This window comes from Bradyrhizobium diazoefficiens (genome assembly GCF_016616235.1).
In the GTDB taxonomy this organism is placed as follows: Bacteria; Pseudomonadota; Alphaproteobacteria; order Rhizobiales; family Xanthobacteraceae; genus Bradyrhizobium; species Bradyrhizobium diazoefficiens_H.
The window spans coordinates 6,532,084-6,544,924 of record NZ_CP067100.1 but is presented as its reverse complement, the minus strand read 5'-3'; the positions used below and the strand labels follow the sequence as shown (position 1 = coordinate 6,544,924).

Genomic DNA, 12,841 nt, shown 5'->3' with positions numbered 1-12,841 from the left:
GTAAACCACGCATCCTGGTAGATCCTGCAATAGGACCCCCGCGGTCATGATCCAGCCTTGCGTTCTTGGATGTGTCGCCCTCTGCACATCATGTCACGCGCTCAATTATGGTCTCGAGCAGGAGCGGGTTGGCAGCGCAACTCTTTGACAGACGTGAAGAAGCAATGACGCGCTGTTCGGCGTCAACTATTAACATTGGCCGTTGGCGGCGGCGCAGAAGCCGTGCGCGTCGCTTTTTATGCAACATCCATTTTGCAGCTATCAGCTTGGGTCGACCATCATTGCGGCATCTTGGCCGGAAATCCCTCCAATGCGTGCTTCGCCAAATGAAGGTTAGATAAAAACCCGAATAGAAGCGCCAACTAGTAATTGCGCTCGTCGCCGAGTTGATGGCGCGGAGCCAACCTCAATATCTCAATCTGCCGAGCAGCGTTCACTTCGAAGGAAGGACTTGAATCGCATGCCGCGTTAGGTTGTAGGCTCGGCGCGGCGATCAAACCGCGCATGTATCCAAGTCGATGGCGCATCGAAAAGTGCGCACCAATGCCAGTCCGAGGAGTGAACGGTGTCGAAAGCAAGATTGATGGCAAAATCGCAAGCTGGAAGGCCGACGCTCTCCGCTCCTGATGATGATCCCTATCTCTGGCTCGAAGAGATAGACGGCGGAGGCGCGCTAAATTTCGTCGAGCGGCAGAACGGCAGAACGTTGCGGGATTTCGGCGGAGCGGCCTTCGAGCGGGATCGCGATGCGCTGGCTTCGATCTATAATCGATCGGACAATATTCCCTATGTCGGCCGGCGTGGTGATCATCTCTACAATATCTGGAGGGACGCCAGCAACCTACGCGGCCTGTGGCGAGTGACCACACTGGACGAATTTCGCAAGCCGAATCCTTCCTGGGAAACCTTGCTCGACATCGACCAGCTCGCGGCAAAGGAGGGCGAGGACTGGCTTTTGAACTCAATGGCCTCGCTGCCAGGAGATCATCCACGAATCATTTTGGGCCTGTCGCGCGGCGGAAGCGATGCTGTCGTCTTGCGCGAATTCGACCTTAACACGAAAGAGTTTGTGGCCGACGGCTTCACGTTGCCGGAAGCCAAGAGTGGCGCCACCTGGGTCGATCCCGACACGCTGCTGTTGTCCAGCGCCCATGGCCGCGGCATGGCAACGACAGCGGGCTATTCGAGGACCGTGCGATTGTGGCGCCGTGGCGAGCCTGTGGAGCGCGCCGCCGTGATGTTCGAGACCACACCAGATCGCATGTGGGCCTGTTGCGAGGTCGATCGGACCGGACTATTGCCACGTGTCTGGTTCGTCGATCACCTGGATTTCTTCAACTCCGACGTCTGGCTCGGAACCGAAACCGGGGCGAGCGTGAAGCTCGACCTTCCCTCCGACATCTGGCTGCGAGTGTACCGGGACTGGCTTGTCGTCAAGCTGCGCTCAGCATGGAGCATTGCCGGCGTCACCCACCCGCCCGATACTGTGCTTGGGATGTCGTTGTCTGCCTTTCTGGCCGGCGATCGCAACTTCACGATCGTTTTCGCGCCGGGGCCGCGCCGGGCACTGCAGGGATTGTTCTGGGCCGACGACAAACTCGTTCTTTCCATTCTCGACGAGCTACGCCCAGTATTCGAGATTTGCACGCCTTCATCCGCCGGCTGGAGCCACGAGAATTTGCGCGGGCTGCCCGGCATCGGCGTGGTCGACGTGTGGCCCCTCGATCGTCATCCAACCGAAAGCAACGGCGACCTTCTCGCCACCGTGCAGGATCCGCTCACACCACCCTCGCTGATGTTGATCGAACGCAGCATCTCCAGCCCGATCGTACTGAAGCAGGCGCCAAAGACGTTTAGCGCCGATGGCCTCGTGGTCACGCAGCACGAGGCGATCTCGACCGATGGCGAGCGGATACCCTATGTACAGACCGGTCCAGCCGCGGAGACCGGCAACGCGCCGGTCCATATAAGCGGTTATGGCGGCTTTGGGCTCTCAGTGAGGCCGTACTACAATGCGGCCCTTGGCAAGCTTTGGCTGGAGCGTGGTGGCACCACGGTACAGGCAAACCTGCGCGGTGGGGGCGAGTTCGGCACACCTTGGCACGACGCCGGGCGGCTTGCCGGCAAGACACTATCGCACGATGACTTCGCGGCCGTAGCCGCGGATCTGGTGCGCCGCGGCGTGACTGAGCCGAGGCGGATAGCCGCCGAAAGCGGGTCGAACGGCGGCATCCTCATCAGCAACATGCTCACGCGCTATCCTGCGCGGTTCGGCGCATTGTTTTGCACGATTCCGCTGATCGACATGCGTCGGTACACAAAGCTGCTGGCAGGAGCGAGCTGGATCGCGGAATATGGTGATCCCGACAAACCTGAGGAGTGGGAATGGCTCAAGACTTACTCCGCTTATCATGCAGCCAAACCGGGCCAACGCTATCCGTCGATTCTGATTGCCACCACGCGGCGGGACGATCGGGTTCATCCGGGGCACGCCCGCAAGATGGTAGCGAAACTGCAGGTGATGGGCTACGAGGCCTATTTCTACGAAGCAGACGGGGGCGGGCACGGCTATGGCAGGGACAACAAAGAGCATGCCAGCTTTCAGGTGCTTGGTTTTCAGTTCCTGAAGAGCAAGATCGGATGGTTGGACGATCAGGCCTAAGCGAGCTTCACACTCAGGTATGGCGAGTGCTGATCGAGCGAGACTGAAATGTCAGGCGCAGACAAGAGAAGCAGTGCCGTGACTGCTCCAGGCTCTGGCGAGGTGAGAACGGCGTGCGCAGCTAGCCGAGAGCGACAGCCGATACGACCTCAGCAAGGACATGCTCACGCCGTCTACGCATCGAAGACTGGGCCGAAACGGCATTGCCGGAGCCAATCCGAAAAAACACGGCAATGCCCATAGAACGTCTTCGCGGGATTTTGGCGCAAGGCGTCGGGTCCTGCTTCGGCAGTCAGAAAAAGAGCGCGAAAGCGGAGCGTCCGCATCATCGCCACGGCTGCGCAGGCGTGTGTGCTTCCTGGTCGGCAAATTCGCCGCTGAATTTCCCAAGATCGTCTGGCGCAACGCCGCCGCGGCCCACACCGCGGCGCCGCCCTTGAGTGATGCGCGAAGAGTAAGTTCAACCAAGACAAGCATGACTTCGAGCGGAGAACCAGGATCAATGAGATGGCGCAAGATGCTGTCTCGACCAAAGCTCCCTTGGCACTTGCCAGGCGGTGATGCTTTCATGCGGCAACAAACGATCCGTTGGTCGTAAATATAAGAAAGCTGGTTTTCCAACCACGACAAAAAAGAGTGCGTCTTCGACTCGCGCCGTAGTTCATTCTCTGAGACACTATCGCCCAATGGCTCGTTCGTCGTGGTACACTGATGAGATCGAAGGATTCGACGACCTCGTCAACTCCGAGTCACACGGCACGATCCGACGTGCGCGTCGTTTTTTGGCCTAACTCACATCGGGTCCACATGCTGACCCCGCCGATCGCGGAATGCCCCATAAACGATTGTTTGGCGCCGCATTAAACAGCCGAGGGCCTGCTCGCATGGAGCAAAATGCGACCTGCGTCGATCGGTCGCCAGTCTGATCGAGCTCATTTAGCTCGTAGCAGTGAGGCCGGCGACATCGAAAGCTCGCGCAGGTCGCTGAGGAAGCGGGTTTCATTAAACGTTGAGCCGTCACCGTCAGCTAGGAGCCAAGCGGAGATCTGGCGACCTCTCGATGGTGTGAACGAACGCGTCATTGGACCTTCAAATTGTCAGCGTATCTACTTTTGGTTGTTGGCTGCGGCGGCTCCGTTCCTTGCCGCTGAACTGCGTGGTGGAGGATGTGACATGGTGACGACGTGTGAGGTTTCGGTCGACGATGCCGCAACGGTGACTCGGATGGTCAGTGCTCTGCTTGCCGAACTTGGGGCCGGTCACGTGGAGGCCGGAGTGGATACTCAACTGGTTGCGGAACTGCTTGCCATGAAGGAGCGCATCTCGGGGTTTCTTGCTTTTGCGGAGGAACACCCTGTCGGCCTCATCATGCTATCGGAAAGCGCCGCCCTCTTTGCCCGCGGAACCTACGGCATTATCACTGAGCTCTACGTGGTGCCGGATCAGCGATCATCCGGTGTTGCGATGGCGCTCATCGACGCGGCCGTTACCCTCGGGACAACAAAAGGCTGGGGCCAACTCGAGGTGGGAGCGCCAAGGCAGCCGATGTGGAACCGCAGTCCCAACTCAGCATTGTACTTGAAGCTCGGCTTCTCAGAGATTGGTCCGCGCCTCAAATTGCCGTTGCACGGCCCAGCTCAGGGTAGCCCTGCGGCTCCAACCCGGCTGGAGCCTCGGCGGCGCCGCGCACCGCGACGCGCTATCCCGGACTCAACCGTTGCAACATTTGCATAAATTGTATGTAGAACTTACGCGGATTGTGGCGACTATATCTCGCCGTCAGGCGCTTGATCTCTCACGGGGCAAGGCAGACATGCCCATATTGCTGCCTTGCGCGACCAGATCAGGTATAGGCCCTAGCTGAGCCCTTCTACGTTCTCAATTGAATCCTGCGAACGTGAAGGGCCTCAGCCGAGCCATCCTCATCACAGCCAGAACCCCGACGGCGACTTCTGTGTCTGACAACTCAATTTCGGATTTGGCCGGCCTGGACGATCAATCGGCATCGGATCGATTCCTGCGCTGGCGTATGCGTAGGACGTCCCCGTGGCGGCACGACGTGTCCTGATGCAGTACCCAGCTCGCGATGATGGCTCATGCACCGGTAGATTCAACAATGAGATTCGCGGGTCCGGCCCGTGATCAAAGAGCTCGTCGGCAAATGATTGCGGATAGTTTGCATTCTTGTCGATAGTTGTTCGATTTCCTCTAACCGATCAATCATGCTGCCGGGTGGCGTTCTTCCTCGGGCGTCCGGACCCTCAAACGAAATCGAGTTAAGCGGAGGCGGCACATCCCCAAGACCAGTCAGATGCCATCGGGCCTCGTCACATAAGCCCCCCATTACGGCGATGAAATTAGACCCGAGACAAAGCATGCAGCCTGCGCTTTTTTCACATTGCAGCTTTTGTGCGTGAGTCTGCGTTTTGCGCAAGAAAGCGTTGAACGAGCGAGCCGGCGACGAGGAGCGCTCGATTGCAGGCCCACGATCCCTTCATGCAGCTGACCATTCGGCCGCCAAAGCGCAAGCAGAAGCAGTATTTGACTGCGCGCAAAAATACCGGCATTTCCAACAACGGGCTGAACGCGACCGACCGTCCGCGCAAGCCAATTGGATACTCAGATATGCGAGAGCGAGGATTGAGCCCCTGGTCTTGAACCGCTCGAGGCTTGTTTGCGGCGACGACGGGGCGGCGAGGAGACGAGGCGCTCCCAATAGCGCTTGTCTGAAAGGAGATCACTTGAGCTCGACGAGCGCGAGCTTGCCAAGATGGCACTCCCTTGGGCACCGCTCATCCGCTGGGTCGCAGCTCCGGTCGTTCAGTTTCAACGAAGTATGGACTACGGGGCTCGCCGCGCCGGCTGTCAATGGGTCTCATGAGACCAAGCGATCGGACAAAGTTGCGCAAACGATGCGCTCTCGGTCCCCAGGATCTCTTGACCATCACCCTTTATCGCGTCACGAGAAAAACCAGCACGGATGAGAATGGCAGGCTGAGGGATGACGAATGTGATTGATGAACCGAGCAGCTTGGAACCACCGCCCGTCTTGCACAGGTCGTCAAGACGGTTTGCGTCGTTTTTCGCGCTCGCGGCCGTATCCATCGGCCTGTGTGCCGGAGCAGCCTATTTCTGGACCAATGCTGAAGAAATTTTCGAGAAGCCGTCGGTTGGTGAAGTCGCCCCAACGACAAGCCTGTCACCTGAAGATAGGGAGGCACTCTTGGAGATTCGGTCCGAGCAGCAGAAGGCTAGTGATCAAATTGGAGAGATCAATCGTAACATCGGCACGCAGCAAGACGACTTGAAACGGATGGCGGATCAGATCGAGGCGCTGACATCGAGAATTGAATCGTTGCAGAAACCGACCGTCCCATCCTCCGTTCTTCTGGCTCCTTCTCAGCCGCCAGCGCCACCCGTTTCGAGGCCGGGCAAGCGAGCGGTCCAACCCGCTAAACCAGAAGGGCCGGTCTCGGTCGGGGGCGCGCCACTGATCTCCGAACCGAGCACGAGCCAGCGTTGATGTCAGGCGATGCATTTCTGGTGGACGGGATCGCATTTCGGCGAAACAAAGACTGGCAGCGCGACGTCGGCCAACGAAATGGAGATCGAGGGCGGCGTCATTCGCGTCCATGTCTTCGGAGAAGAGGATATCCAGCCCTTCACTGACTTCTGTATGGACTAGGGATCGACTTCGTCCGCATGGACAAGGAAAATCCCGCGAGGCTCGAGCACTTCAGCCAGAATAGTCCAATCAGGCTACGCCCTGTGCGGATGCGTACTCTCAAATCCCGTGACGCGATATGTCGTTGATCGCCGCGTGCTGTGGTTAACCAGCCACGTGTTCGAGCTCAGGCGATCTTATGCTATGCGGGACGCCTCCTGTAGAAAAATGCTCCGCAGCCAAATGCTGGCCGGATCAGCGTTGTGAAGTGCAGGCCACTGGACGGCCTCGGTGAAGGCAAAAACCGGCAGCGGAGCTTGGATCTTTCGCAAGGGCATTGTGTTCTCGAAATGCTTGAACATCCTCGATGGCATTGTCGCTATACGATCAGTCCCCATTATCAACGGCGGAATCAAGCTGAAGCCCGGCACAGCAACCTCAATGCGAATCTTGAGATCGTGCTCGACCAAGAGCCATTCATCGAACGAAGGTCTGATCGTCCGCCCAAATTTGGCCGCAACCTGCCCAGTCGACAGGTATCTCTCTAATGTAAGCGGCTTATTTAGCTGCTTGTTCGTGCGGCAGCCGACGTACACGTAGCTTTCGTCAAACAGCGGCATTTTGGGATGCGTGCGCGACATGAACAATTCCGGACAAACTAAGAAGTCAATCTCACCGCGCCGGAGAAGCTGATCGGGGTCCTCTTCGGGTGGCAGCAAGTCGAAAGAGACGGCGGGAGCTTCCTGCGCGACGCGGTCCACGACCTTTCGAAGAAACACGGTCATCATGAAATCGGAAAGGATGATCCTGAAGCGGCGATTCGATTCGGCCGGCTTGAATCCGTCAGGAGAAATAATGGAGAGTTGGATGTGCGACAGAGCCTCGCGAACTGGGGCAGCAAGCGCTTCGGCTCGCGGCGTCGGAACAAGCTTGCGACCCATCATGGTAAAAAGCTCGTCGTGGAAATAGGTGCGCAACCGGGCCACGGCCGCGCTCATGGCCGGCTGACTCAGGTTGATTCGCCGCGCGGCCGCGGTGAGGTTCGGCTCCGTCATGAGAGCGTCGAACGCGACGAGAAGATTTAGATCAAGACCGTTGAAACGCATGGGGCGAAGTATCCATCGTGTCGATGTGCTCCATCCAAACAATCGATTTTACCTACTCTCGGGAGTTGCGGCAAATCTTGGATGGAGAGTTAGAGTCGAGACATAGCAGGATGATGACGAACTGCTGCACGCAAACCTTGGTATAGCTTTCCCAACCCTTCGTATATCAGCTACTTGCTTCCGTACAATCGAAGAGCCCTCCGACTTCGCTTTGGGTTTGCCGCGAAAGGCGAGCAGGCGACTGCAGTGTTCAACTGGATCGGCAAGCCGGCAAAGGAGTCGCGAACGATTCCAGAGTGCAGAAGGGTTTTTGAAATCCACATGCAATGGCCGGTGATCGCAAAGCATGTGAAGAACCGAAAGCGCTGTCGCACCGCGACCACTGGACGCAGGGCTGTCATGGGCGGCCACTGCAAACCCCATAAATGTCGGACAACTCGGCATATTATGTGCGATCCTCAGCCGGTTCAGCCGGTCAAGTCCTCGGGGCGAGCGCCCACGAGTTTCTCATAGAGCGCTGGATCAGTCGCACCCTCGGTATTGATCAGGAAGACACAGGCATTTGACTCGAGCCCGATCTCCGCACGCAACGCTGGATCGCCCGCCACCTTTGCCAATCCGGCGAGACCTACTGCGCCACTTTCGCCGGCGACGACGGCCGGGTCGCCGTCAACGGGATAAGCAAGCTGCTTCATCATCGTAACGGCCTCGGCATCATCGACGGTCATAAAGGCATCGGCAACGCGTGAGAGGATGCGCCAGGCAACAAGTGATGGCTCGTAGCATTCAAGCATCGCCATAACAGTTGGTCTGTCGTGCGGCACCTTCACGATCTGGCCGGCCTTGGCGCTCTCGAGAAGGCAGGCCGCTCGATCCGGCTCCACCACAGTGAAGAAGGGTCTGTCCTTTCCGAATACAAGCGAAAAATGAGCGGCAGTCGCCGCTGCGATGCCGCCAACACCGGCCTGGACAAACACGTGGGTTGGAGGCTTCGGCAGTGCTGCAAGGGCCTCACGAAGCAATGCCGTATAGCCTTGCATAACGAGGTGAGGAATCCGTTCGTAACCTGGCCAAGATGTGTCTGAGACCACAATCCAGCCCCGTTCGCTGGCGATTTTCGATGCCGACGCAACGGAATCATCGTAATTGCCCTGAACACGTTCGATACGGGCACCATACCGCGCGATCGCTCGGCAGCGCTCATCGCTGACTCCAGCATGAACAAAGATGACGCAGTTTGCGCCGACGAGTTGCGCGCCTTGTGCGACCGATCGGCCGTGATTGCCGTCAGTGGCACATGTCACGGTGATGCCCGCGGCGACCGTGGCGACCTCCGGCGAGCGCCACTCAGAAATGTCCACTGGACGGCCCCATCGTTGCGAAGCGAGCCCAAGGACGAGCTGTATGACAGCATAGGCCCCACCCAGTGCTTTGAAGCTACCGAGACCCAGTCGTTGTCCTTCGTCCTTGACGAAAATGGACCCGACATCCAGACGACGCGCAACGGCAGGAAGTGAAACCATCGGGGTAGGGGCCGCCCCCTGCCTGTGCTGGAGAAAGTGCTGCACTGTCAGGGCAGCCTCGACGCCGAGAGCATCGGCATCGGAGGAATCAAGCGGCAATCGATAGTCACTGAGGGTATTGCGGAGCAACATGGCGTTATGTTGTGTTGACCAAATTCAGCGGCATACATGCGATGGCGGGCGGCAGAGCAGAGCGGTTCATTCCATTTCAGGCGCTTGATGTCAGGCTGTCTTCTCCGACCAATACCGACTACGCAACTCCTGCTTCATGAGCTAGCCAGTCTTAAGAGCGATGCTGCAGGGCGCCTTGTAGCCTGCAATTCGATTCTTCATGAAAGCGATGAGTTCTTCCGCCAAGTTATCGCTGCCCTCCATGCCTGGCAGCGATTGCACTATGGCTTTGACCTGTTCGCCCATATGTGGATCGGGGATTCCTATGGCGGCTACATCCGCGATCGCAGGATGAAGCACGAGAACGTTTCGATCTCTTGAGGACGGATGTTGACCCCGCCTGAGATGATCATGAACGCCTTGCGATCGATCAAGAAAACATACCCGTCTGACGTGTCCGATATCGCCGACCGTCGTCCAATGCGTCATGATGAGGGCCGGGCGGGCCGGATTTATTAGCGCGTGGGTGCCCGAATACATCAACACGTCCTTGGATGTCGCCTTTCCAAGAGAGAGAGGCGAAATTAGGAATTTGAACGGAATTGCCGCGACCGAGCACCCGAGGGCGCCCACCCCTGCTCGGGGGCTACTGGCTGCATCGACAGGCCAGGCGAGCTCTGCAGCTCCCGGCCTTGAAATGATTGCGATTCGAGCCTAGCCTTAAAGTGACATCGACGTCATGTTACCGGGTTCCAAGCTGGTGGTCAAGCAGCCGCGGTGTTATGGGTGCCAAATGCTGGAGACCGATTCTGCGTTGGAGCCGTTAGCCCCTGCCACGGCGAAGGGCGCGGCAATGCGTCAGCGCCTGCTGAACGCCTCGGCACGCGTATTCGCGCGCAAAGGATACGAGGCCACCCGGGTCCAGGACATCGTCAAGCTCGCTCGAACGTCTTACGGCAACTTCTACCGGCACTTCCGAAACAAGGACGAGATTCTGCTGGCCGTATTGCGGCCATTGGTCGACGAGATTTACGTTGCGAGTAAGCGAAGGTCGGGCCGCTCGTTGAAGGCAACCGAAGCCGAGTTCGTTGAGAATACGATCGCGTATCTCAAGATCTATGCCCAGCATCGCAAGCTGTTGCGCGTCATGCGCGAGGCGGCGGCTCGCGGCGAGAAAGCGACGTTTCTGTCTTTGTATGTCACGGAACGTAGCCGCTTCGTAAGGCGCACCGCGACCTGGCTGACACGGCTTCAGAGCTTGGGCGAACTCAGCCGCGAACTCGATCCTGAAATGGCTGCTGAAGTGCTCGGCGCCACGATGGAGCAGGTTGCCTACATGAAATTTGATCTCGCCTCGGAAGATCCAAGCGATGCGGAGATCGAGCACATAGGGTCACACTGTGCAAAGGTCTGGTATCGTGGCGTGTTTGGTGCCGACAATGACGATCCCGCAGCTCCCAACTAGCATCCGTTCTGCCATCGATCGAACCTGTATGTCGTAGCCAAACAGGCGCGATGCCGCTTGTTGCTGAAGTCTGCCAGAGATCGCGAACAGCGTTCGAGCGGTGGCAATCATCCAAAAGGTCAGGTGGACAGGCTTGGCCCTGCGCTCCGCGGGTCGGCTTGACGATGCGCCCCTTCAGTAATATGACATCAATATCACTTTTTACGCCGGTGCAGAAGCGCGGAGATTCAGCAGGGGAGGAGCCGATCAATTCGGCAGAAACTAATAAAGCCAGATACTTCACTGTGTTTCCGTGTCGTGCTTAGCGCAGTCGCGCTCCCTGTCTTGAGGTCGCCTGGGCGAATAATCGATAGGCGCGCGCAGTGATCATGACTGAAACGCAAGCCGCCATTCGCGACGAGGTGCGCAAGTTCGCGCGGGAGCGCGTTGCGCCCTTCGCTCGCGATTACGAAGAAGCCAAGCCATACCCATCGCGGTTGTTTGAGGAACTCGCGAGCCGCGGACTTATGGGCATGACGGCGCCCGAAGCGGTCGGCGGAGCAGGCGCCGACTATGTTTCGTGCGCGCTCTCGCTTATTGAAATCGCCGCGGCTGACCGGTGCTCTGTCTACCATTTTGAGCATTCAAAACAGTCTGATCGTTTCAGCCCTGCTCAAGGACGGCACGCCAGCGCAGCAAGCTGGATTTCTGCCCTCCCTCATCTCTGGCCGAATGATTGGTGCATTCGCGGCGCGATTGCGCTCTGTCAGCCCCTCGGTGCCCCGGGTACGAAGCTCCTTTCAACCCTGGTCCATGCTCTGAGGGTTCGGGGCAAGCGATATGGGCTTCAGACGATGAGCGAGGGCGGCGGCATCGCGAACGTGACCATCATGAGGCTTTGGGGTGATCTTCCGGGCGTGCTGACGGGTCGCGATCCAGAGCCAGGAGTAGAACGTCAAAACAAAATAAAAGCGAAACCCAACGAGGAGAGATTATATGTTTGCAAGGATTATAGGGACGGCCGCTCTGGCGGCAGCGGCAATCACGCTCGCCTCGGGCGTCGCGCTCGCGCAGAAGAAGTACGACACCGGGGCCACCGATACGGAGATCAAAGTCGGCAATCTCATGCCCTACAGTGGCCCAGGATCCGCCTACGGCGTCATCGGCCAGGTGCAGGCCGCATACTTCAAGATGATCAACGATAAGGGTGGCATCAACGGCCGCAAGATCAACTTCATCAGCTATGACGATGCGTACTCGCCTCCCAAGGCTGTCGAGCAGACGCGCAAGCTGGTGGAGGGCGATGAAGTCCTGCTCATGTTCGATCCGCTGGGCACAGCGAACAACACAGCCATCCAGAAATACCTGAATTCCAAGAAGATCCCGCAGCTCTTCGTCGCGTCGGGCGCTACCAAATTCAATGACCCCAAGAACTTTCCCTGGACTACGGGTTGGCAGCCCTCCTACCAGAGCGAGGCGCATGCCTACGCGAAGTATATCTTGAAGGAAAAGCCGAACGCCAAAGTCGCCGTATTCTTCCAGAACGACGATCTCGGAAAGGATTACCTGAAGGGACTCAAGGACAGGCTCGGCGCGAAGATCGTCGCCGAGGAAAGCTACGAAACTGCGGAGCCGACGATCGACAGTCATATCGTCAAGCTCAAGGCGACGGGGGCCGATACCCTGGTCAACATCAGCTCTCCCAAGTTTGCCGCTCAGGCAATCAAGAAGATCGCTGGAGTCGACTGGAAGCCGCTGCATATTCTCAGCAACGTTTCGGCGTCAGTGGGCAGTGTGATCAAGCCTGCCGGCATCGAGAACGCGCAAGGCATCATTTCTGCCACTTACTTGAAGGATCCGGCGGATCCGCAGTGGGACAATGATCCTGGAATGAAGGAGTTTCAGGGCTTTTTGAGCAAATACTATCCGGAAGGCAACAAGCGCGACATTTTGCTGATTACCGGCTACGCGCTTGCAGAGACGCTGGCGCAAACGTTGAAGCAATGCGGTGACGATCTCACCCGCGAGAACGTCATGAAGCAGGCTGCGAACCTGAAAGATTGGCGCACCGAGGCGTTGCTGCCGGGCATCTACGTGAAGACCTCGCCGATCGACTTTGCTCCGATCACCCAACTTCAGCTGATGCGCTTTCGCGGCGAAAAGTGGGAGCTGTTCGGAGACGTGATCAACGCGGATACGGCGGACTAAATTGGTCGCAGAGAACCGCGACGCATGCCTTCGACCATCTGAGCTGTGACTGTGTGGTGGGCTGCAATCGGTAGTGTTCGGACAAGAAATGCGTCGGACGACCTATCAGCGGGTCATCCGATC

Annotated in this window: 9 protein-coding genes and 3 pseudogenes; 9 read left to right on the top strand and 3 right to left on the bottom strand. The window is 58.0% G+C overall.

What is annotated here, in order from left to right; translation table 11 throughout:
• The first annotated feature begins 583 nt into the window (after positions 1 to 583).
• The 4 genes from JJB99_RS31095 (at position 584) to JJB99_RS31080 (ending at position 6,185) form a co-directional block, all read left to right on the top strand.
• Complete coding sequence (locus tag JJB99_RS31095) at positions 584 to 2,662, top strand: prolyl oligopeptidase family serine peptidase (protein ID WP_200500371.1); 2,079 nt, start codon at positions 584 to 586, stop codon at positions 2,660 to 2,662.
• A 1,065-nt stretch (positions 2,663 to 3,727) separates the two neighbouring features.
• Entirely contained in the window at positions 3,728 to 4,396 is a 669-nt protein-coding gene (locus JJB99_RS31090; RefSeq protein WP_246752201.1) for a GNAT family N-acetyltransferase, read from the top strand.
• Positions 4,397 to 5,158: 762 nt separating this feature from the next.
• The gene (locus JJB99_RS31085; protein ID WP_200496012.1) at positions 5,159 to 5,320 is read left to right on the top strand and encodes a hypothetical protein; all 162 of its coding nucleotides are present in this window, start codon (positions 5,159 to 5,161) and stop codon (positions 5,318 to 5,320) included.
• Positions 5,321 to 5,663: 343 nt separating this feature from the next.
• The gene (locus tag JJB99_RS31080; RefSeq protein ID WP_200496011.1) at positions 5,664 to 6,185 is read left to right on the top strand and encodes a hypothetical protein; all 522 of its coding nucleotides are present in this window, start codon (positions 5,664 to 5,666) and stop codon (positions 6,183 to 6,185) included.
• 338 nt (positions 6,186 to 6,523) lie between these two features.
• On the opposite strand, the gene JJB99_RS31075 is transcribed toward JJB99_RS31080, so the two are convergent.
• From JJB99_RS31075 to JJB99_RS31065, 3 genes are all read right to left on the bottom strand, one after another.
• Positions 6,524 to 7,432 (bottom strand): LysR family transcriptional regulator, encoded by a 909-nt coding sequence (locus JJB99_RS31075; protein ID WP_200298497.1) that lies wholly within the window; start codon positions 7,430 to 7,432, stop codon positions 6,524 to 6,526.
• Between the two features lie 467 nt (positions 7,433 to 7,899).
• Positions 7,900 to 9,087 carry a diaminopropionate ammonia-lyase gene (locus JJB99_RS31070; RefSeq protein WP_200496010.1) on the bottom strand — a complete coding sequence of 396 codons (1,188 nt, stop codon included), beginning with the start codon at positions 9,085 to 9,087 and terminating at the stop codon, positions 7,900 to 7,902.
• A gap of 141 nt (positions 9,088 to 9,228) precedes the next feature.
• Complete coding sequence (locus JJB99_RS31065; RefSeq protein ID WP_200496009.1) at positions 9,229 to 9,606, bottom strand: AMP-binding enzyme; 378 nt, start codon at positions 9,604 to 9,606, stop codon at positions 9,229 to 9,231.
• Between the two features lie 253 nt (positions 9,607 to 9,859).
• Between JJB99_RS31065 and JJB99_RS31060 the strand changes: the two genes are divergently transcribed.
• The 5 genes and pseudogenes from JJB99_RS31060 to JJB99_RS31050 all read left to right on the top strand — a co-directional run bounded on the left by JJB99_RS31060 (position 9,860) and on the right by JJB99_RS31050 (position 12,718).
• Positions 9,860 to 10,531, top strand: coding sequence for a TetR/AcrR family transcriptional regulator (locus JJB99_RS31060; RefSeq protein WP_200496008.1), 672 nt, complete (start codon positions 9,860 to 9,862; stop codon positions 10,529 to 10,531).
• A 368-nt stretch (positions 10,532 to 10,899) separates the two neighbouring features.
• Positions 10,900 to 11,073, top strand: a pseudogene (locus JJB99_RS37000) (acyl-CoA dehydrogenase family protein); the annotation flags it as partial.
• A 10-nt stretch (positions 11,074 to 11,083) separates the two neighbouring features.
• Positions 11,084 to 11,191: pseudogene (locus tag JJB99_RS36995) on the top strand (hypothetical protein); the annotation flags it as partial.
• Between the two features lie 68 nt (positions 11,192 to 11,259).
• A pseudogene (locus JJB99_RS36475) lies at positions 11,260 to 11,403 on the top strand (acetyl-CoA C-acetyltransferase); the annotation flags it as partial.
• Positions 11,404 to 11,506: 103 nt separating this feature from the next.
• Positions 11,507 to 12,718, top strand: a complete 1,212-nt coding sequence (locus JJB99_RS31050; RefSeq protein ID WP_200496007.1) for an ABC transporter substrate-binding protein — start codon at positions 11,507 to 11,509, stop codon at positions 12,716 to 12,718.
• Positions 12,719 to 12,841 lie beyond the last annotated feature (123 nt).